18 protein-coding genes and 7 tRNA genes are annotated in these 20,377 nt (G+C 68.6%); 20 read left to right on the top strand and 5 right to left on the bottom strand.

From position 1 onward, the window contains the following. Nucleotides 1-89: 89 nt before the first annotated feature. Nucleotides 90-1,673: a M48 family metalloprotease gene (locus JGR64_RS09590; RefSeq protein ID WP_199373116.1), complete on the bottom strand. Its 1,584-nt coding sequence runs from the start codon at nucleotides 1,671-1,673 to the stop codon at nucleotides 90-92. Nucleotides 1,674-1,864: 191 nt separating this feature from the next. Between JGR64_RS09590 and grxC the strand changes: the two genes are divergently transcribed. From grxC to JGR64_RS09570, 4 genes are all read left to right on the top strand, one after another. Next, nucleotides 1,865-2,158, top strand: coding sequence for a glutaredoxin 3 (gene grxC, locus JGR64_RS09585; RefSeq protein ID WP_199373267.1), 294 nt, complete (start codon nucleotides 1,865-1,867; stop codon nucleotides 2,156-2,158). Then, a complete protein-coding gene (locus JGR64_RS09580) occupies nucleotides 2,155-2,547 on the top strand; it encodes a carboxymuconolactone decarboxylase family protein (RefSeq protein ID WP_199373115.1) in 393 nt (130 codons plus the stop codon). The genes grxC and JGR64_RS09580 overlap by 4 nt, the downstream gene beginning before the upstream one ends. A gap of 134 nt (nucleotides 2,548-2,681) precedes the next feature. Then, a complete protein-coding gene (locus JGR64_RS09575; protein WP_199373114.1) occupies nucleotides 2,682-3,692 on the top strand; it encodes an isocitrate dehydrogenase in 1,011 nt (336 codons plus the stop codon). A gap of 135 nt (nucleotides 3,693-3,827) precedes the next feature. After that, on the top strand, nucleotides 3,828-5,162 hold the full coding sequence (locus tag JGR64_RS09570) for a Na+/H+ antiporter NhaC family protein (RefSeq protein WP_199373113.1): 1,335 nt from the start codon (nucleotides 3,828-3,830) through the stop codon (nucleotides 5,160-5,162). Between the two features lie 57 nt (nucleotides 5,163-5,219). Here JGR64_RS09570 and JGR64_RS09565 read toward each other — a convergent pair whose 3' ends face one another. Beyond that, nucleotides 5,220-5,981: a Bax inhibitor-1/YccA family protein gene (locus tag JGR64_RS09565; RefSeq protein WP_199373112.1), complete on the bottom strand. Its 762-nt coding sequence runs from the start codon at nucleotides 5,979-5,981 to the stop codon at nucleotides 5,220-5,222. Between the two features lie 171 nt (nucleotides 5,982-6,152). Between JGR64_RS09565 and JGR64_RS09560 the strand changes: the two genes are divergently transcribed. The 13 genes from JGR64_RS09560 to JGR64_RS09500 all read left to right on the top strand — a co-directional run bounded on the left by JGR64_RS09560 (nucleotide 6,153) and on the right by JGR64_RS09500 (nucleotide 15,806). Beyond that, nucleotides 6,153-6,229, top strand: a tRNA-Pro gene (locus JGR64_RS09560). 47 nt (nucleotides 6,230-6,276) lie between these two features. Next, nucleotides 6,277-6,353 (top strand) — tRNA-Arg (locus tag JGR64_RS09555). 123 nt (nucleotides 6,354-6,476) lie between these two features. Then, a tRNA-His gene (locus JGR64_RS09550) sits at nucleotides 6,477-6,553 on the top strand. Between the two features lie 62 nt (nucleotides 6,554-6,615). Next, nucleotides 6,616-6,691 (top strand) — tRNA-Lys (locus tag JGR64_RS09545). Nucleotides 6,692-6,756: 65 nt separating this feature from the next. After that, nucleotides 6,757-6,841, top strand: a tRNA-Leu gene (locus tag JGR64_RS09540). A 155-nt stretch (nucleotides 6,842-6,996) separates the two neighbouring features. Beyond that, nucleotides 6,997-8,292: a trigger factor gene (gene tig / locus JGR64_RS09535; protein ID WP_199373111.1), complete on the top strand. Its 1,296-nt coding sequence runs from the start codon at nucleotides 6,997-6,999 to the stop codon at nucleotides 8,290-8,292. A 25-nt stretch (nucleotides 8,293-8,317) separates the two neighbouring features. After that, nucleotides 8,318-8,944 carry an ATP-dependent Clp endopeptidase proteolytic subunit ClpP gene (clpP, locus tag JGR64_RS09530; RefSeq protein ID WP_182820443.1) on the top strand — a complete coding sequence of 209 codons (627 nt, stop codon included), beginning with the start codon at nucleotides 8,318-8,320 and terminating at the stop codon, nucleotides 8,942-8,944. 125 nt (nucleotides 8,945-9,069) lie between these two features. Next, the gene (clpX, locus tag JGR64_RS09525; RefSeq protein WP_199373110.1) at nucleotides 9,070-10,359 is read left to right on the top strand and encodes an ATP-dependent Clp protease ATP-binding subunit ClpX; all 1,290 of its coding nucleotides are present in this window, start codon (nucleotides 9,070-9,072) and stop codon (nucleotides 10,357-10,359) included. A 245-nt stretch (nucleotides 10,360-10,604) separates the two neighbouring features. Further along, entirely contained in the window at nucleotides 10,605-13,031 is a 2,427-nt protein-coding gene (lon, locus tag JGR64_RS09520) for an endopeptidase La (RefSeq protein ID WP_199373109.1), read from the top strand. Nucleotides 13,032-13,182: 151 nt separating this feature from the next. After that, nucleotides 13,183-13,509 (top strand): HU family DNA-binding protein, encoded by a 327-nt coding sequence (locus JGR64_RS09515; RefSeq protein WP_199373108.1) that lies wholly within the window; start codon nucleotides 13,183-13,185, stop codon nucleotides 13,507-13,509. 11 nt (nucleotides 13,510-13,520) lie between these two features. After that, nucleotides 13,521-13,595 (top strand) — tRNA-Val (locus JGR64_RS09510). A gap of 32 nt (nucleotides 13,596-13,627) precedes the next feature. Continuing rightward, nucleotides 13,628-13,704, top strand: a tRNA-Asp gene (locus tag JGR64_RS09505). A gap of 122 nt (nucleotides 13,705-13,826) precedes the next feature. Continuing rightward, nucleotides 13,827-15,806: a peptidyl-prolyl cis-trans isomerase gene (locus JGR64_RS09500; protein ID WP_199373107.1), complete on the top strand. Its 1,980-nt coding sequence runs from the start codon at nucleotides 13,827-13,829 to the stop codon at nucleotides 15,804-15,806. Nucleotides 15,807-15,886: 80 nt separating this feature from the next. Here JGR64_RS09500 and JGR64_RS09495 read toward each other — a convergent pair whose 3' ends face one another. From JGR64_RS09495 to gloB, 3 genes are read right to left on the bottom strand one after another with little or no spacing between them, the layout of a single operon-like run. Beyond that, on the bottom strand, nucleotides 15,887-16,693 hold the full coding sequence (locus JGR64_RS09495; RefSeq protein WP_199373106.1) for an enoyl-ACP reductase: 807 nt from the start codon (nucleotides 16,691-16,693) through the stop codon (nucleotides 15,887-15,889). Nucleotides 16,694-16,726: 33 nt separating this feature from the next. Next, entirely contained in the window at nucleotides 16,727-17,689 is a 963-nt protein-coding gene (locus JGR64_RS09490; protein ID WP_199373105.1) for a lytic transglycosylase domain-containing protein, read from the bottom strand. Beyond that, nucleotides 17,686-18,453, bottom strand: a complete 768-nt coding sequence (gloB, locus tag JGR64_RS09485) for a hydroxyacylglutathione hydrolase (protein ID WP_199373104.1) — start codon at nucleotides 18,451-18,453, stop codon at nucleotides 17,686-17,688. Before gloB ends, JGR64_RS09490 begins: the two co-directional genes overlap by 4 nt. Nucleotides 18,454-18,495: 42 nt before the next feature. On the opposite strand from gloB, the gene JGR64_RS09480 reads away from it, so the two are divergent. From JGR64_RS09480 to dnaQ, 3 genes are read left to right on the top strand one after another with little or no spacing between them, the layout of a single operon-like run. Continuing rightward, a complete protein-coding gene (locus JGR64_RS09480) occupies nucleotides 18,496-19,149 on the top strand; it encodes a hypothetical protein (RefSeq protein ID WP_199373103.1) in 654 nt (217 codons plus the stop codon). After that, nucleotides 19,146-19,598, top strand: a complete 453-nt coding sequence (gene rnhA / locus JGR64_RS09475; protein WP_199373102.1) for a ribonuclease HI — start codon at nucleotides 19,146-19,148, stop codon at nucleotides 19,596-19,598. Before JGR64_RS09480 ends, rnhA begins: the two co-directional genes overlap by 4 nt. A gap of 37 nt (nucleotides 19,599-19,635) precedes the next feature. After that, entirely contained in the window at nucleotides 19,636-20,367 is a 732-nt protein-coding gene (gene dnaQ / locus JGR64_RS09470) for a DNA polymerase III subunit epsilon (protein WP_199373101.1), read from the top strand. The last annotated feature ends 10 nt before the right edge of the window (nucleotides 20,368-20,377 follow it).

Below are 20,377 nucleotides of genomic sequence, written 5' to 3'. Positions count from 1 at the left end.
GGCTCGCGGAAGGGGGACGCAGGCATTAGACGACGGTTTGGTGACGGTTTGGTTACACAGGCCGGTGCACATCCGTCGCATCCAGCGCCTCAGCGGCGCAGGTCGGGGTCGCGGATGCCCTGGCGCTGCAGCTCGAGCACGGTCGGGGTGATGGCGGCGATGCGCGCGTCGATGCGCGCGCGTGCGTAATAGTCGAGGTCCTCGCGGCGGCGCAGCGTATTGAGCTGCATCAGGGCCGCCTCGGCGCGGCCATTGAGGAAGGACGATTCGGCCCAGGCCTCGCCGGCGCGGACCGGGTCGCCGGCGATCTCGCTGGCGCGCGCGAAGGTGCGCTGGAACACCGGGTCCTCGCTCGAACTGCCGAGCAGCGGCCGCAGGATGTCCTGGGCGCGACGCCCGGCTTCGGCATTGTTGCGTTCGCCCAGTGTCTCCGCATAGGCAAGCACCACCGCGCGGTTGCGGGGCATGCGCTGGACCAGGGTTTCGAAACGCGCATCGGCGGCGGCGTGGCGGCCACGACGCGCGTCCGCCTGGGCCAAGCCGATGGCAAGCCAGGTGTCGCTGCCGTGCGCGGGCAGCAGGGCTTCGAACTCCCTGGCGGCCGCTGCGCCATCGCCGGCGAGGAGCTGGGCCACGCCGAGCCCGTAGCGCTGTGCGTCGTCCAGGGCTCCCGCGCGAGCCAGCCGCTGGTATTCGGCAATTGCCGCCGGCGGCGTGTCCGCGCTCAGCACGCGCAGCCGCTCGCGTGCCCACGCGAAGCGGCCGTCTCCGGCCGTGGCCGGGGAGGGGCCGATCCGCAGCCCGTGCGGAAGCAGTGGGTTGTCGCCGGCAAGGCCGCGCGTTGCCAGGGCCTGGGTGCCGGGGGAGGCCGCGTACTGTTCGGCGAGCTGGCGCGCTTCGCTGATGCGCGTGGTCGTGACCGGGTGGGTGCGCAGGTAGTCGGGCATGCGCTCGCGTTCACCGCCCTGGTTGGTGCGCGACAGGGCCTGCATGCGCTCGAACATCCTGGCCATCGCGGTCGTGTCGTAGCCGCTGCGCGACAGGGTGCGCATGCCCAGACGGTCGGCTTCGGACTCGTTGGACCGCGTGTAGTCGATCTGGCGCTGCAAAGCCAAACCCTGCGCGCCTGCGATCGCCGCCATTGCAGCATCCCCCGACGAGTTGCCACTGGACTGGCTGGCCACCGCGATCGCGCCCAGCATGGCCAGCAGCATCGGCACGCTGTCGCGCTGCGCACGTTCGACGCCACGCAATACATGCGACTGGGTGACGTGGGCGACCTCATGGGCAAGGACGCCCGCGACCTCGTCCTCGCTGCCGGCAGTCAGTACCAGGCCGGCGTTGGTGCCGATATAGCCGCCGAGGGTGGCGAAGGCGTTGACCGACCGGTCCTTCATCATGAAAAAGGTGAAGTCCTGCGTCGGCCTGTCGCTGGACGCGGACAGCCGGTTGCCGAGGCCGCGCAGCCAGCTGTCCACCAGCGGGTCGTCGAGGATGTAGCCGTAGTGGCGCAGCTGCGCCAGCAGCATCTTGCCGTACTCCTCCTGTTGCGCCGGGCCGAGCAGGGTGGCGGCGGACGAGCCGATGTCGGGCAGGCGCTGCTCCTGCGCGGGCGTGGAGCCGGCTGCGAATGCGAGGACCAGGACGGCGGTGGTGGCGGGCAGCAGGCGCATCGGTTCGTGGGCTCGGTGTGGTGGGGCGGGGCGACGACGGCAGCGGACAGCATGGTCGGCCGTCGCCTGCGGGGCGTGAATCCGACGTTAATCCATCCTCCCAGCCTGCGCCGGTTTGCGATGCGCCCGGTTTGCACAGGCTGGAAAAGTCGCCGCTTGCCCCCACAATCGACCGCACCACGCCGCACAAGTTGCAGGAGACCACATTGAACGAGCCCATCGCCCCCGAGATCACCCTGTACACCAGTGCCATCTGCGGCTACTGCGTGGCCGCCAAGAATTTCCTGCGCAGCAAGGGCCTGGAGTGGAAAGAGGTGCGCATCGACACCGATCCCGCCGAGCGCGAAAAGATGGTCGCGCTGGCGCGACGCACCTCGGTCCCGCAAATCTTCGTGGGCGATGTCCACGTGGGGGGCTACGACGACCTGATGGCGCTGCATCGCGCCGGCGGCCTGGAGCCACTGCTGGCGGGGAAGGGCGCATGAGCGCCGGGTCCGGGGAGGACGACCGACTGCGCGAGTTCACCGCCTTCCGGCAGCGCATGAACGAACGCATCCTGGCCGAACCCAACCAGGTGGTGCGCCGCTTCTTCGCGCTGGACACCCAGACCTACCAGGCGGGCGCGCTCGATGTGAAGACCAAGGAGCTGCTCGGTCTGGTGGCGTCGCTGGTACTGCGCTGCGACGACTGCATCAGCTACCACGTGGCGCAGTGCCGCGAGGCGGGGGTCGGGCGCGACGAGATGTTCGAGGCGTTCTCCGTCGGCCTGGTGGTGGGCGGCAGCATCGTGATCCCGCACATGCGTCGCGCGGTCGATTTCCTCGATCGCCTGGAGGCCGGCGAGGCCGTCGCCGGGCCGCACGCGCACGACTGAGGCGTTGCCGGACTTCAGCGTCCGGCCCGCGGAGGGGACGCCCGAGGGCGGCTTGCGGCATAATTGGCTGCTGATTCAAGCCTCTCGACGCCACGTGCCCCCCGCCCGGCGTCATTCTGCATGGACCCAATCAAATGACCCACACCATCACGGTGATCCGCGGCGACGGTATCGGCCCGGAAATCATGGACGCCACCCTGCTCGTACTCGAGGCCATGAACCTCGGGCTGGTCTACGAAGAGGCCGATGCCGGCCTGGTCGCGCTGGAAAAGCACGGCGAGCTGCTGCCGCAGGCGACGATCGACTCCATCGGCAAGAACCGCGTGGCGCTCAAGAGCCCGCTGACCACGCCGGTCGGCGGTGGCTTCTCGTCGATCAACGTAGAGCTCCGCCGCCGCTTCGACCTGTACGCCAACGTGCGTCCCGCGACGTCGTTCCCGAACACGCGGTCGCGCTTCGCCGAAGGCGTCGACCTGATCACGGTGCGCGAAAACACCGAGGGTGCGTACAGCGCCGAGGGCCAGGAAACGGCCGCCGACGGTTCCAGCGCCACGTCGATCACGCGCACCACCCGCAAGGGTTCGGAGCGCATCGTGCGCTACGCGTTCGAGCTGGCACGCCGTACCGGCCGCAAGAAGGTCACCGTGGTGCACAAGGCGAACATCCTGAAGTCCACCTCGGGCCTGTTCCTGAACGTCGCCCGCGAAGTGGCCGCGCAGTACCCCGACATCGAGTGCAACGAGATGATCGTGGACAACACCTGCATGCAGCTGGTGATGCGCCCCGAGCAGTTCGACCTGATCGTGACCACCAACCTGTTCGGCGACATCATCTCCGACCTCTGTGCCGGCCTGGTCGGCGGTCTCGGCCTGGCGCCGGGCGCCAACATCGGCGCGGACGCCGCGATCTTCGAGGCGGTCCACGGCTCGGCACCGGATATCGCCGGCAAGGGCATCGCCAACCCCTGCGCGCTGCTGCTGGGCGCGGCGCAGATGCTCGACCACCTCGGCATGCCCGACAAGGCGACCCGCCTGCGCGAGGCCATCGTGGCCACGCTCGCGGCCCGTGATTCGCTGACCCCGGACCTGGGCGGCGAGGGCAACACCATGGCGTTCGCCAAGGCGATCGCCAGCCGCGCGGCCTGAGCGGGCGCGCTAATGCAGTACGGACGGGCGCTTCGGCGCCCGTTTCGTTTGTGGAACACCGTCAACGCGCCGGCGCGCGTCGACAGTCGGGAGCCGACGCCCCACAATCACGAATCCTTTTATCCGGATAGAGCGATGGAAGTCCGCCCCAGCGCTGTCGCGCTGACCCCGCTGCTGCTGTTCCTGGCGCTGTTCTTCGGCGCGGGCCTGTATTTCACAGCGCAGGGTGAAGAGATGGGCTTCTACCAGCTGCGCGCCCCGGTCGCGATCCTGCCTGCGCTGGCGCTCGGCGCGTGGCTGGCGCATCGCCGGCGCCTGCCCGCGGGCGAGATCCTGCTGCGCGGCATGGGCGATCCCAACATCATGATGATGTGCCTGATCTTCCTGCTTGCGGGCGCGTTCGCATACGTGTCCAAGGCGATCGGCGCGGTCGATGCCGTGGTCGCGCTCGGCATCGGCGCGCTGCCGCCGGGGCTGATCCTGCCGGGCCTGTTCGTGCTGGCGTCGCTGATTTCGCTGGCGATCGGCACGTCGATGGGCACGATCGCAGCCGTCGTGCCGATCGCGCTGGGCGTGGCCGACGCCTCCGGCCTCGACCGCACGCTGGTGCTGGGCGCGGTGCTGGGCGGGGCGATGTTCGGCGACAACCTCTCGGTCATCTCCGATACCACCATCGCCGCGACGCGCAGCCAGGACGCCGAGATGCGCGACAAGTTCCGCGAGAACTTCAGGATCGCGCTGCCGGCGGCGCTGGCGACGATGGTGCTGCTGGCATTCCTGGGCGATTCGGCACCGGTCACCTCCGATGTCTCCGCTTCGCCCTGGCTGGCGTTGCCCTACGCGCTGGTGCTGGTGCTGGCGCTGCTGGGCCTGGACGTGCTGGTGGTGCTGGGGATCGGCCTGGTGCTGTCGGCGGGGTTCGGGTTGGCCTTCGGCAACGACTACGACCTGGTGCAGTTCGCCGGCGACGTCTGGATCGGGTTCGAAAGCATGGTCGAGATCCTGCTGCTGTCGCTGCTCATCGGTGGCCTCGGTGCACTGATGAAGGCCACCGGTGGGCTGGAGTGGCTGGCGCAGGTGATCGCGCGTTTCGCGCGGGGCCATCGCGGGCGGCGCACGGGCGAGTTCAGCATCGCGGCGCTGTCGAGCACTGCCGACGTCTTCACCGCCAACAACACGGTGGCGATCCTGGTGAGCGGCGGCGTGGCAAAGGACATCGCCGCCCGCCATGGCATCAGCCCGCGGCGCGCGGCCAGCGTGCTCGACATCTTCGCCTGCGTGCCGCAGGGGCTGCTGCCATATGGCGCGCAGATCCTGCTCGCCGCCTCACTGGCCTCGGTGTCGCCGCTCGCGCTCAGTGGATCGGTGTATTACTGCTGGATCCTCGGCCTGGTCGCGATCGGCTTCATGGCCTGGCCGTCGCGCACCCCTGGCAGGGCGCCTGTCGCCGCGCCCGCCGAAGGCGCCTGAGGCAAAAAAGAAAGGGCGCCCTCGGGCGCCCCTTTTTCTACCGCCCGCAAACGCGGATCAGTTGCGCGACTGCAGCTTCGACAGCAGGCGCAGGAACTCGATGTACAGCCACACCAGGGTGACCATCAGGCCGAACGCGCCGTACCACTCCATGTACTTCGGGGCGCCCTTCTCGACACCGGTCTCGATGAAGTCGAAGTCGAGCACCAGGTTCAGCGCCGCGATCACGATCACGAACAGGCTGAAGCCGATGCCGATCAGCCCGCTGTCATGGATGAACGGCATGTTGATGCCGAACATGCGCAGCACGATGCTGGCCAGGTACACCAGCGCGATGCCGCCGGTGGCCGCGACCACGCCCAGCTTGAAGTTCTCGGTGGCCTTGATCAGCCCCGAGCGGTAGGCGAACAGCAGCGCGAACAGCGTGCCGAAGGTCAGCAGCACGGCCTGCATCACGATGCCTTCGTACATGTGGTTGAACATCGCCGAGATCGCGCCCAGGAAGAAGCCCTCGACCAGCGCGTACAGCGGCGCAGTCACTGGCGACCATTCCTTCTTGAAGGTCGTGACCAGTGCGATCACGAAGCCGCCGATGGCGCCGCCCCACACGTACATCGAGAAGCCGGGAGCGAGTTCGCCCGGTGCGCTGAACGCCTGGCTCCAGGCGAAGGCCGCGGTGAGCACGGTCAGCAACAGCAGGAACGCAGTCTTGTTGACCGTGCCGTTCAGGGTCATGGTGCCGCCGTCGCGGGTCACGACGGTGCCGCTGCCCAGGTCGAGGAACGTGGAGTCGGAGAGGACGGGATTTCCGCTGCGCATGTGTTGATCCCCCGGATCAGATGGATTTGGCTGCCGCGAGGATACACGGGGCCTGCGATCACAAGGAATGTGGCGGCCGTCGGACAGGCCGGCAAGGACCTGCGTTGACACTGCATGGGGTGCTCCCGACAATGGACGCCCGTTCCGGCATGCCGGCGGGTCCGCACTCGGCGGGGTATAGCGCAGTCTGGTAGCGCGCCTGCTTTGGGAGCAGGATGTCGGGGGTTCGAATCCCTCTACCCCGACCACCGGTCGGCGCCGGCCCACGGCCCGCCTCCGTACACGTCCTACGCCCGCGCCCGTAGCTCAACCGGATAGAGCACCGGCCTTCTAAGCCGGTGGTTGCAGGTTCGAGTCCTGCCGGGCGCGCCAATTCGACCAGGCGTTTGCGGTGGGCGTGACACATCCCCCGTTGTCCGCGCTACAATGCGCGCCCGCTGGCGGTGCCGGTCCGGTGTCAACGCCCGGGCTCGCATGTGGCAACGGTTTTCAATGGTGGATGTAGCTCAGTTGGTTAGAGCACCGGATTGTGATTCCGGGGGTCGCGGGTTCAAATCCCGTCTTCCACCCCAATGTTCCGGGTACGCGGTCGTGGTTGTCAGGCGGCCGGGCCTTGCGGTAAAATTTCGCGTTCGGGCCGTTAGCTCAGTTGGTAGAGCAGTTGACTCTTAATCAATAGGTCCAAGGTTCGAATCCTTGACGGCCCACCAATCCGAAGGCGCCCGGCACTGCCGGGCGTTTTTTTTGCCCGGTGCAGAGGTGGCGGCGGGTCCAGGCGAAAGTGGCGGAATTGGTAGACGCCCTGGTTTTAGGTACCAGTGCCTCACGGCGTGCGGGTTCGAGTCCCGCCTTTCGCACCACCCGGCCCCCGGCGGGCCTGCAACCGCGGTGCTGGCGGCAGCGGCCGGAATCCGCCAAAATGTTTCGTTCCGCCGCCCGGACAAGGCCTCGTGCCCGCCCGCCGGCTACACCAACAACATAATCCGTGGCGGCGTCCGCGGTGGCAGGAGTGGGTATGCAAGTTTCAGTCGAGTCGGTCGGCAACCTCGAGCGCAAGATGACCTTCAGCCTCCCGGCGGACCGCCTGGAGGGCCAGGTGGGCAGCCGCCTGCGCGAGATCGGGCGCACCGCGCGCATCAAGGGCTTCCGCCCGGGCAAGGTGCCGGCGAAGGTGATCGAGCAGCGCTTCGGCGAGCAGGTCCGCAACGAGGTCGTGGACGGCCTGCTGCGCGAAGGCTTCGACAACGCCGTGCGCGACAACGCGCTGCGCATCGCCGGCCAGCCGCGCATCGAGCGCGGCGACGACAGCCTGGCCTACGTCGCGACCTTCGAGGTGGTACCTGATTTCGGCGAGATCGACGTTGCCAAGCTGGAGGTGGTGCGCCACGTGGCCGAAGTCACCGAGGCCGACATCGACCGCATGATCGAAAACCTCCGCCAGCAGCGCCGCAGCTGGTCCGCGGTCACCCGTGGCGCCCAGGCCGGCGACGCGGTGGACATCGAGACCTGGTCGCAGATCGGCGACGAGCGCCTTCCGGCCGAAGGCGTCGAGCGCGGCGTGGCGGTGATCGGGTCGGGCGCGATGTTCGCCGACATCGAGAACGCACTTGTCGGCATGGCCAAGGGCGACGACAAGGCCGTCGACGTCAGCTTCCCGGCCGACTGGCGCGTGCCGCAGCTTGCCGGCAAGACCGCCGAGGTCCACCTGCACGCCGAACAGGTTTCCGAGCCGGTGTTGCCGGAGGTGGATGCCGCGTTCATCAAGAGCTTTGGCGTGAAAAGCGGCGAGATGGAACAGTTCCGCGCCGACATCCGCACCAATCTCGATCGCGAGCTGAAGAACGCGCTGATGAACCGCCTGCGCCGCGCGGTCGGCGAGCAGCTGGTCGACGCGTTTGCACACGTCGAACTGCCCCCGAAGCTGGTAGAGCAGGAGGCGCGCGCGCTGGCCGCGCAGGTCGCCGAACAGGCGCGCCGCCAGGGTCGCCAGGTCAACATCCCGGCCGATGCACACCTCGGGTTCATGGAGCCGGCGCGCAAGCGCGTGCTGGTCGGCCTGCTGGTCGGCGAGGTCGCCCGCGGCCACCAGCTGCTCCTTGATCGCAAGCGCGTGGACGAGAGCCTGCGCCTGATCGCCTCGACCTACGAAGAGCCGCAGCAGGTCATTGACTTGTACCGGAAGGATCCCCAGCTTATGTCGGGACTGCAGAACCGGGTGATGGAGGAGCAGGTGATCGACTGGATCGCCGAGCGCGCCAGGCACACCGACCAGCAGCTGACCTTCCAGGAAGCGATCGCGCCGCAGGCGTGACCGCGTCCGCCGCACAGGAATCCCCATGAGCATGCAGACCAAGGCCCTCAACCTCGTTCCGATGGTGGTCGAACAGACCAGCCGCGGCGAGCGCGCGTACGACATCTACTCGCGCCTGCTGAAGGAGCGGGTGATCTTCCTGGTCGGCGGCATCGACGACCACGTCGCCAACGTGATCGTGGCGCAGATGCTGTTCCTCGAGGCGGAGAACCCCGAGAAGGACATCAACCTGTACATCAACTCGCCGGGCGGCATCGTCACGGCGGGCATGGCGATCTACGACACCATGCAGTTCATCAAGCCCGACGTGAGCACCATCTGCGTTGGCCAGGCGGCCAGCATGGGGGCGCTGCTGCTGGCGTCCGGCGCCGCCGGCAAGCGCTACGCGCTGCCGAACTCGCGAGTGATGATCCATCAGCCGCTGGGCGGCTTCCAGGGCCAGGCCACGGACATCGAGATCCACGCCCGTGAGATCCTGTCGATGAAGCAGCGCCTGAACGAGATCCTGGCCCGCCATACCGGCCAGTCGCTGGAAACGGTCGCCCACGACACCGAGCGCGACAACTTCAAGAGCGCCGCGGCCGCCCGTGACTACGGGCTGGTCGATGAAGTCCTCGAGCGCCGCCCGGAAGACTCCATCCAGCCTGCCTGACCGGGCCCGAAAGCCCAGCCAGCGCCGCGGCCGACCGGCCGCGGACCCCCCGTCCGGTGCGTTTGCGGCCCCGGGCGCGGGTGCTATTCTCGAAACCGACCATCGCAGCACAGATTGACGAGAGCATGACCGAAGACCGACAGGGCCGTTCCGGCGACAGCAGCAAGATCCTCTACTGCTCGTTCTGCGGGAAGAGCCAGCACGAGGTCCGCAAGCTGATCGCGGGCCCGAGCGTGTTCATCTGTGATGAATGCGTCGAGCTGTGCAACGACATCATCCGCGAGGAGCTCGAGGAGAAGGCGCAGTCGGCGCGCAGCTCGCTGCCCAAGCCGAAGGAAATCCTCGAGGTCCTCGACCAGTACGTGATAGGGCAGCTGCGCGCCAAGCGCACGCTCGCGGTCGCGGTGTACAACCATTACAAGCGCATCGAGAGCCGGTCCAAGAACGACGAGGTCGAGCTCGCCAAGTCCAACATCCTGCTGGTCGGCCCTACCGGCTCGGGCAAGACGCTGCTCGCCGAGACCCTGGCGCGGCTGTTGAACGTGCCGTTCACGATGGCCGATGCGACGACCCTGACCGAAGCCGGCTACGTCGGCGAGGACGTCGAGAACATCATCCAGAAGCTCCTGCAGAAGTGCGACTACGACGTCGAGAAGGCGCAGCAGGGCATCGTGTACATCGACGAGATCGACAAGATCTCGCGCAAGAGTGAAAACCCGTCGATCACCCGCGATGTTTCCGGCGAGGGCGTGCAGCAGGCCCTGCTGAAGCTCATCGAAGGCACGGTCGCCAGCGTGCCGCCGCAGGGCGGGCGCAAGCATCCGCAGCAGGAATTCCTGCAGGTCGACACCCGCAACATCCTGTTCATCGTCGGCGGCGCGTTCGCCGGCCTGGACAAGATCATCCAGCAGCGCAGCACCGACTCCAGCGGCATCGGCTTCGGCGCCAAGCTCAAGAGTTCCGAGCGCAAGACCGAGATCGGCAAGGTGCTGGCCGACGTCGAGCCCGAAGACCTGATCAAGTTCGGCCTGATCCCGGAGTTCGTCGGCCGCCTGCCGGTGGTGGCGACCCTCGAGGAACTGGACGAGGCCGCGCTGGTCAAGATCCTGTCCGAGCCGCGCAACGCGATCACCAAGCAGTTCCGCAAGCTGTTCGAGATGGAAGGCGTGGAGCTCGAGTTCCGCCCCGACGCGCTTGCCGCCATTGCCCGCAAGGCGCTCAAGCGCAAGACCGGCGCGCGCGGTCTGCGCACCATCGTGGAGTCGGTGTTGCTCGACACCATGTACGACCTGCCGTCGCTGGAAAACGTGAGCAAGGTGGTGGTGGACGAATCGGTGATCGAGCACAAATCCGAGCCGTACCTGATCTACGAAACCCCGGCCGTGCCAGCGCCGAAGGCCGCCTCGGGCGACTGAGGCAGGCCGCAGGCCCGGCCGGCAGGCCGAACCGCCTGCCTGTCCGTTCAGTTGAGAGGTCCGGGCCAGCCGCCCGGGATTGGCGTGCGCCAGAAGTCCTGCCCCGTTTTCCCGGCCCCCCGGGCCGGCGGGTGCCCCCGGCCGTGCCCTCGCGCCACGCCCTCCGCGGCGCTTGCATCCGTTCGCGCCGAACCCCATAAACAGGGCCATGCGGCCACCAGGCCGCGCGTCCTCCAGGAGTAGCGATGAGCCCCCCCGATCAGCCCACCCTCGACCTGCCGGTCCTGCCGCTGCGTGACGTCGTGGTGTTCCCGCACATGGTCATCCCGCTGTTCGTGGGCCGCGACAAGTCGATCCGCGCGCTCGACCTGGCGATGGAAGGCGACAAGCAGATCCTGCTCGTGGCGCAGAAGTCCGCCGAGACCGACGATCCTGGCGTGGACGACCTGTATGCGGTCGGCACGCTGGCGCAGGTCCTGCAGCTCCTGAAGCTGCCGGACGGCACGATCAAGGTGCTCGTGGAAGGCGTCTCGCGGGTGACCGTGTCCAACGTCCGCGAGACCGACGGCACGCTGAGTGGCAGTGGCACGGTGGTCGAGTCTGACGCCGACCGCGAGCCGCGCGAGGTCGAGGCCATCGCACGCTCGCTCATGTCCCTGTTCGAACAGTACGTGAAGACCAACCGCAAGCTGCCGCCCGAGTTGTTGCAGACGCTTGCCGGCATCGACGAGCCGTCGCGCCTGGCCGACACCATCGCCGCGCACCTTGGCGTGCGCCTTGCCGACAAGCAGCGCCTGCTCGAGGCTGTCGGAATTGCCGCGCGTCTCGAGATGCTGGTCGGCTTCGTCGATGGCGAGATCGACGTGCAGCAGATGGAGAAGCGCATCCGCGGCCGCGTGAAGTCGCAGATGGAGAAGTCGCAGCGCGAGTACTACCTCAACGAGCAGATGAAGGCGATCCAGAAGGAGCTCGGCGAGATCGACGACGCGCCGAACGACATCGAGGAGATCGCGCGCAAGATCGCCGAGGCGGGCATGCCCAAGGCGGTGGAAGCCAAGGCCCGGAACGAGTTCAGCAAGCTCAAGCAGATGTCGCCGATGTCGGCGGAAGCCGCGGTCGTGCGCAACTATCTCGACTGGTTGCTCGGCGTGCCGTGGAAGAAGCGCAGCAAGGTGCGCAAGGACCTGAAGGTCGCGCAGGACGTGCTCGACGCGGACCATTACGGGCTCGAAAAGGTCAAGGAACGCATCCTCGAATACCTCGCCGTGCAGACCCGGGTGAAGCAGATGAAGGGCGCGATCCTGTGCCTGGTCGGCCCACCCGGCGTGGGCAAGACGTCGCTCGGCCAGTCGATCGCCAAGGCGACCAACCGCAAGTTCGTGCGCATGTCGCTCGGCGGCGTGCGCGACGAGGCCGAGATCCGCGGCCATCGCCGCACCTATGTCGGATCGATGCCGGGCCGCATCGTGCAGAACCTCAACAAGGTCGGCACCAGGAACCCGCTGTTCATGCTCGACGAGATCGACAAGATGTCGATGGACTTCCGCGGCGATCCGTCATCGGCGCTGCTCGAGGTGCTCGACCCGGAGCAGAACAACGCGTTCAACGACCACTACCTCGAGGTCGACCTGGACCTGTCCGAGGTGATGTTCGTGGCGACGTCCAACTCGCTCAACATCCCGGGGCCGCTGCTCGACCGCATGGAAGTGATCCGCCTGCCCGGGTACACCGAGGAGGAGAAGATCAGCATCGCCATGCGCTACCTGCTGCCCAAGCAGATGAAGGCCAACGGCCTGCGCGAGGGCGAGCTCAAGATCGCCGAGGATGCCGTGCGCGACATCGTGCGCTACTACACGCGCGAGTCGGGCGTGCGCAACCTGGAGCGCGAGATCGCCAAGATCTGCCGCAAGGTGGTCAAGGAGATCGCTCTCGCGGGGCCGCAGAAGAAGAAGGCGCGCGTGCTGACAGTCAACGCGAAGAACCTCGACAAGTACTTGGGCGTTCAGCGCTTCGATTTCGGCCGCGCCGAGCAGGACAACGAGGTCGGCCTGGTAACCGGGCTGGCCTGGACCGAAGTCGGCGGCGACCTGCTGCAGATCGAATCCACCCTGGTGCCGGGCAAGGGCCAGCTCATCCTTACCGGCCAGCTCGGCGACGTGATGAAGGAGTCGGCTTCGGCGGCACTTTCGGTGGTGCGCGCGCGCGCGGAGGGCATGGGGATTCCGCTGGATTTCCTGCAGAAGCAGGACGTCCACGTGCACGTGCCCGATGGCGCCACGCCCAAGGACGGCCCCAGTGCCGGTATCGCGATGGCGACATCGCTGGTGTCCACGTTGACCCGGGTGCCGGTGCGCGCGGACGTGGCGATGACCGGGGAGATCACGCTCCGCGGCAAGGTCACCGCGATCGGCGGCCTCAAGGAGAAGCTGCTCGCCGCGCTGCGTGGCGGCGTTACGACGGTGATCATCCCGGAGGAGAACCGCAAGGATCTCGTCGACATTCCGAAGTCGGTTACCGACACCATCCGCATCGTTCCGGTGAAGTGGATCGACGAAGTGCTGGACCTCGCGCTTGAACGCCCGCTGTCGCCTCCGGCGGTCGCGGTCGATGCGGTGCCGGCGGCTCCGCGCCGCACCCGCAAGCCGGCGCAGCGTGCCGCGGTCAAGCATTGAGCGGGACGCCGATCGGCCCCTGAAGAAGCAGAAACGGTGCAGGGAAGCGGGTTTTTCTTGCGCACCTAAAATCGCGCTGGTATAAAGTCGCGCTGCGCATCGCGACCACCATCGCACGCGACCACGGACATGCGAGCGGCTCGCCGCCAACATGCCCGCCACCTCATTCGAGCGGCTTCCGGGCCGCGCAGGGAGCAACGAACACATGAACAAGAACGATCTGGTCCAGGCTGTCGCCGACGAGGCCAACCTGTCCAAGGCCGATGCCGCACGCGCCGTCGACGCCGTGCTGTCGTCGGTGGGCAAGGCGCTGTCGAAGGGCGACACTGTTGCCCTGATCGGCTTCGGCACCTTCCAGGTCCGCGAGCGCGCCGCCCGCACCGGTCGCAATCCGCGCACCGGTGAGGAGATCGCGATCGCCGCCGCAAAAAATCCGGTCTTCAAGGCTGGCAAGGCGCTGAAGGATGCCGTAAACTAAGCGACCCGCTTGGGTGCTTAGCTCAGCGGTAGAGCGTCTCCTTTACACGGAGAGGGTCGGGGGTTCGATCCCCTCAGCACCCACCAAGGTCTGATGCTCGTACAAGGTTCAAAAAAGCGGAGTGGTAGTTCAGTTGGTTAGAATGCTGGCCTGTCACGCCGGAGGTCGCGGGTTCGAGTCCCGTCCACTCCGCCAGTTACACCCGAAGGCGCCCGAAAGGGCGCCTTCTTCTTTTGCGGTCCGTGGCCGCGGATACGGAGCGCATCGGCCGGCCATGCGCTAGACTGCGCGGCTACGTCATTCCCGCGTGCCGACACATGCTGCAAGCCCTTCGAGACAAGACCTCCGGCTGGATCGCCGTCGCCATCGTCATCCTGCTGGCGGTGCCGTTCGCGTTCTTCGGCATGGAGCAGTACCTGTTCCAGAATTCCGCGAACTACGCCGCCAAGGTGCAGGCGCCACCCTCGTGGTGGCCTTCGGCGCCCGACGTATGGCCGGTCCGCAAGCTGTTCTGGTCGTCCGAGGAGGTCTCGCCGGAGTCCTTCCGGAGCGAGTTCGAGCGCAGCCGCCAGCAGGCGCGCGAGCAGCAGGGCGATGCGTTCGACGGCCGTGCCTTCGAGGCGATGGACAACAAGCTGCGCGTACTCGACGGCCTCGTCGACCAGGCCGTGCTGCGCCTTGCGGCGCGCAATGCCGGCATCGAGGTCGGCAACGCGCAGGTCGCCGAGGTGATCCAGTCGATCCCGGACTTCCAGGTCGACGGCCGCTTCGACCCGCAGCGCTACCAGCTGGTGCTGCAGTCGCGGGTGCCGGCACGCACGCCGCGCCAGTACGACGACCAGATCCGCGCCGACCTGCAGATGCTGCTGCTGCCGCGCCAGGTCGCGGGGTCGGCGTTCGTCACCAAGGCGCAGCTCGACCGCACCATGGTGCTGCTGGGCGAGCAGCGCGACGTGAGCTTCGCCGTGGTGCCCGCGCCGCTGCCCGATGCCGGTGCCATCAGCGCGGCCGACATCCAGGCCTGGTACGACAGCCATCGCGGTGATTTCCGTGCGGCCGAGTCGGTGTCCATCGAATATGTCGAAGTCGACGGCAGCGCGCTGCCGCCGCCTGCCGCGCCCGATGACGCGACGCTGCGCGCGCGCTATGAGCAGGAGAAGGGGCGCTTCGTGGAGGCCGAACAACGCCTGGCCTCGCACATCCTGGTGCGCGTGCCCGAGGGCGCCGATGCCGCCGCGCAGGCTGCCGCCAAGGCGCGTGCCGAAGCCATTGCCGCCAAGGTCCAGGCGGCAGGTGCGGATTTCGCCGCCGTCGCGCGCGCGGAGTCCGACGACGAAGGCTCCAAGGCGCAGGGTGGCGATCTCGGCTGGATCGAGCGCAACACCATGGGCGAGGCGTTCGATACCGCGCTGTACGCGCTGCAGCCCGGCCAGGTGAGCGCACCGGTGCAGACCGACTTCGGCTGGCACGTGCTGCAGCTGCGCGAAATCAGCGCCGGCAAGTCGGTGCCGTTCGAAGCCGTGCGCGATGAGCTTGCCGCCGCCCAGTCGGCAACCGACGGCGAGCGCGCGTTCAACGACCTGATCGGCCGCCTGGTGGACCAGGTCTATCGCAACCCGGGCTCACTGGCGCCGACCGCGCGCGAGGCGAACCTGCCGGTGCAGAAGCTGGGCCCGTTCACCCGCGGCAACGCCCAGGGCATCGCCGCCAATCCCGCCGTGCAGCGCGCCGCGTTCTCCGATGCGCTGGTGCAGGACGGCACGGTCAGCGACCCGATCGAAATCGGTCCATCGCACAGCGTGCTCATCCGCGTGACCGCGCACCAGCCCGAACGCGAGCTGCCGCTGGCCGACGTCCGCGATCAGGTCGTGGCGGCGATCCGCGCCGATCGCGGCCGCGCCGCGGCGATCGCCAAGGCCGACGCCGATATCGCGCGCATCGCGGGCGGCGAGTCGCTCGCGGCCATCGCCGAGGCCGCCGGCTGGCAGTACGCCAGCGTGCCCGGCGCGCGGCGCGGCATGCCGATTCCGTCTCCTGAGGCCAACGACGCATATTTCGCGGCCGCCGAGCCTGCCGAAGGCAAGATCTCGGCCGGCAAGCTCGTGCAGGACGACGGCAGCATCGTGCTGTTCACCGTCGACAAGGTCACGCCTGGCAATCCGCAGGACGCGAGTGCGCAGGAACGCGCGATGCTGGCCAGCCAGTTCGCGCAGATGGCCGGCCAGGAAGATGCCGAGGCCATGCTGCGTGCGCTGCGCCGGCGGATGAACGTCAGCATCGTCGAGGCACGCCTGTAGCACGCGCCTGGCACTCCGGCCAGACATGAAAAAGCCCGGCTCAAGGCCGGGCTTTTTCGTGGGCGACGTCGTTGCCGCGATCAGTCGGCGGACGGCGTCTCGTTGCCAAGCCCGGTCATGCCGACGATGTTGTAGCCCGCGTCGACATAGGTCACCTCACCGGTCACGCCCGCGGCCAGGTCCGAGCACATGAACGCGGCGACGTTGCCGACGTCTTCGATGGTCACGCTGCGGCGCAGCGGGGTGTACTCCTCGACATGGCCGAGGATCTTGCGGAACCCGCCGATGCCCGCCGCCGCCAGGGTCTTGATCGGCCCGGCCGAGATCGCGTTGACGCGGGTGCCTTCCGGCCCGAGGTTCAGCGCGAGGTAGCGCACCGTGGCCTCCAGGCTGGCCTTGGCCACGCCCATGACGTTGTAGCTCGGCAGGGTGCGCACCGCGCCCAGGTAGCTCAGCGTCAGCACGGCGCCCTTGCGGCCCTGCATCATCGGACGCGCGGCCTTGGCCAGCGCGGCCAGCGAATACGCCGAAATGTCGTGGGCCGACGCGAAGTTCTCGCGGGTCAAGCCGTCGAGGAACTGGCCGGTGATCGCCTCGCGCGGCGCGAACGCGATCGCGTGGACCAGGATGTCCAGGCCGTCCCAATGCTGGCCAAGCGCGGTGAACAACGCTTCGATCTGGGCATCGTCGGCCACGTCGAGCGGATACACGGGGCCGCCACCCAGCCGGCCGGCGACGTCTTCGACGCGCGACTTGAGCTTTTCATTCTGGTAGGTGAAGGCGAGCTCGGCGCCCTCGCGGTGCATGGCCTCGGCGATGCCGTTGGCGATGGAGCGCTGGCTGGCGATGCCGGTGATGAGTGCGCGCTTGCCCTGCAGGAATCCCATGGTGTGGTTGGACCCGATGTTGTGCGGAAGCGCCTAGTTTGCCACGGCCCCCCGGGCTGCGGTCGCGGCCGCGGCTGGGACCAGTACGTGCATGCCGCCGGCACGCGCCGTACCCTGCGGTGCAACGGCCGGATTCAGGCGCTTGAGGCGCGCGGCGTCCAGGCCCTCACGCGCGGCGAACGCATCCAGGCTGGCGGCGTCGGCAGGCAATTCGATCGCGACCAGCCGCGCCACCGGTCGGTCCAGCGCTTCGCGGAAGTCGCGCTCGCGGCCGGCTTCCACCATCAGGCACGACAGTGCGTGCAGCTTCACCACGTAGGCGCGGGTGATGCCGGACAGGCTTGCCAGCGCTTCGGGCCGGGCGTCGGCGGCGCGCATGTCGTGGCGCTTCAGCGCGCCCAGCACGCGGTACTCGCCCGCGTTGAACGCCATGACCGCAAGCCGCCAGTCGCCCGCGAACATGCCGTGCAGGGTCTTCAGGTAACGCACCGCGGCGCGGGTCGCCTCGATCGGCGACAGGCGGCCGTCGAAGCCGGGACGCATCGGGATCTTGTGGTTGCGCGCGGTGAGCGCGATGAACTGCCACAGGCCCGCGGGGCCGCTGGCGCTGCGCGCGCCGGGCCGGTAGCCGCTCTCGACGAACGGGATGAGCGCGTATTCGGTAGGCAGGTGCGCCTGGCGCAGCGCATCCACGACGTACGCGAACAGTGGCAGCACCTCGCTGTCGGCGGCCGCCAGCTGCGCCGGCACGTGCGCGAAGTGCGACTCCCAGCGCGGGCTGGCGTCTTCGCAGGCCGGCTGCGCCAGGCCGCCGACAAACTCCTCGTAGATGTCCACGCCGGTGCGCGCGTCGGGCGTTCCGGTTGCCGGCACCGCCAGCTGCACGGTGGGCGCCGCAGGCGTTCCCGCGGGTGGCGATTGCGCCGCGGCGGGCAGCGCGGCTGCCAGCAGTACGGCGACCAGCAGCGTCGCCGCACGTCCTGGTGGGCGCGTCATGCGCGAAAACCGTCCTTCCAGCGCCGCAGCGCGGCGAAGGTCGCGACCCGGTCGAGATCCTCCCGACCCTCGCGGGCCGCGACGGCGGCGCGGATGGCGGGCGCATCGATGCGCAGGAACGGGTTGCAGGCGCGCTCGCTGGCGAGCGTGACGGGAAGGGTGGGCTGGCCGGCGTGGCGCATGGCGGTCACCTCATCGCTGCGGCGCGCGAGCGCCGGATTGTCGGGGTCGACCGCCAGCGCGAAGGCGGCATTCGACTGCGTGTATTCGTGGCCGCAGCACATCAGGCTGTCGCCGGGCAGCGCGGCCAGCCGATCGAGCGACCCGAGCATCTGCTCCGGCGACCCCTCGAACATGCGGCCGCAGCCGAGACTGAAGAGGGTGTCGCCGCAAAACAAGAGGCCCTGGCCGTGGAATGCGATGTGGCTCACGGTATGGCCGGGGACGGCGATCACGTCGAAGCCGAACCCGCCGGCCTCGACCCGGTCGCCGCCACCAACCCGCGAACAGGCGAAAGGGATGCGCTCGTCGGCCGGCGCATACACGGCCAGGCCCGGCCAGCGCCGCAACAGCTCCGGCATGCCGCCGACGTGGTCGTCGTGGTGGTGGGTCAGCAACACCACGGAAGGCTGCAGTCCGGCATCGGCCGCGGCGAAGACCGGGCCGGCCTCGCCAGGGTCGACCACCAGCGCGCCCGCACCGGCGTCGCCCGGCAGCAGCCAGATGTAGTTGTCGGAGAAGGCGGGCAGGGCAATGGGCTGCATCGGTCGGGGACCTGGTCGGGCGGGGCGTCTAGAATGGCGACCATGCCCCTGCCTCTCCGGACCGGTCAACCCGCTCCCGCCCTCCAGTGGTTCGCAAGCACGCCGGGCCGCGCCCTGCTGAACAGCGAACAATCCGCCGTCGAACGCGCGCTCGCCGAGCGCCCGGCGCAGCCTTGGCTGTGGCTTGCGCCGCTGCCGCCGCTGCGCCCGACAGGCCGGCGCGGGCTGGCGCTGGCGCCGTGCGGCGACGGGTGGCACGGCGAGGTCAGCTGCCGGCTGCCCCTGCCGCTACCCAGTGAAGCCTTCGGAACGGTGGTGGTGCAGCACGTGGCGACCTCCGACGCGGGCGGCCGCGCCTTGCTCGAGGAGGCTGCCCGCATCCTGGTACCTGGTGGCCGGCTCTTGCTGTTCCTGCTCAACCCGTTGTCGCCATACCGCTGGCATTGGCACGGCCATGGACTGCGCGCATCGGAGCCGCTGGTCTGGCGCCGCCGGCTGCGCGCCGCCGGCCTGCAGCCGGACACCGTGTCCGAGGGGATCGGGCCGCGCTGGCGGGCCACGGATGACCTGCGCCAGCAGAGCGGCGCGGGATTCCGTGCCGCTTATCTCGTGCGCGCGGAAAAGCGCGCCACACCGCTGACGCCGGTCCGCCAGTCGCGCGCGCTGGCGATGCCGCAGGGAGCCACGGCGGCATGAAGTCGATTGAAGTGCATACCGACGGGGCCTGCCTCGGCAATCCCGGGCCGGGTGGCTGGGCGGCCCTGCTGCGCTACGGCGCGCGCGAGCGCGTCGTGGCCGGCGGCGAGGCCCTGACCACCAACAACCGCATGGAGCTGATGGCGGCGATCGTGGCGCTGGAAACGCTGACCGAGGCCTGCAACGTCACCCTGCATACCGACTCGCAATACGTGCGCCAGGGCATCACCGAATGGATGAAGAACTGGGTGCGCCGCGGCTGGAAGACCTCCGGCGGCGATCCGGTGAAAAACCGCGACCTGTGGGAGCGCCTGCATGCGGCTACCCATCGCCACAGCATCGACTGGCGTTGGGTGAAGGGACATTCCGGCGATCCCGACAACGAGCGCGTCGACGTGCTGGCCCGCGATGAAGCGGTGAAGTTCAAGGCCGCAGCCGCGCTGCGCTGAGCCGCGCGCACGCCCGCCCCCACGCCCCAAGGAAGCCATGCGCCAGATCGTCCTCGATACCGAAACCACCGGCCTGGAATGGCGCAAGGGCAACCGCGTCGTCGAGATCGGCTGCGTCGAGCTCATCGAGCGCCGGCCCACGGGCCGTACCTGGCAGCAGTACATCCACCCCGAGCGCGAGTTCGAGCCCGGAGCGCAGGAAGTCACCGGGCTGACCCTCGACTTCCTGGCCGACAAGCCGAAGTTCGCCGCGATCGCCGACGAGTTCCTGGCGTTCATCGATGGCGCCGAACTGGTGATCCACAACGCCGCGTTCGACCTTGGCTTCCTCGACCACGAGCTGTCGCTGCTCGGCGACGGCTATGGCCGCATCCGCGACCGTGCGTCGGTGCTGGATTCGCTGGAGATGGCGCGCCAGCGCTTCCCGGGCCAGCGCAACTCACTCGATGCGCTGTGCAAGCGCCTCGGCGTCGACAATTCGCATCGCCAGGTGCACGGCGCGCTCCTCGACGCGCAACTGCTGGCCGACGCCTATCTGGCGATGACCGCCGGCCAGACCGAGCTCGGCCTGGCGGGGCCGGACTCCGGCCAGGAGCAGGCGACGATCGTGCGCAGGCCGCCGGCGGCAAGCGATGCGCCGCGGCCGCGGGTGCTCGTCGACATGTCGGACACCGCCGCGCACGAGGCGCGGCTGGCGACCATCCGCAAGCGTGCCGGGCACAGCGTGTGGGATGTCGTGGATGCGGTGGCGGAACACGAGACGGCCTGAGGGCCGCCGC

Origin of the sequence: Luteimonas sp. MC1572, assembly GCF_016615815.1 — a bacterium.
Lineage (GTDB): Bacteria > Pseudomonadota > Gammaproteobacteria > Xanthomonadales > Xanthomonadaceae > Luteimonas.
The sequence above is the reverse complement of the archived record's forward strand: the minus strand, read 5'-3'. Positions and strand labels throughout refer to the sequence as shown.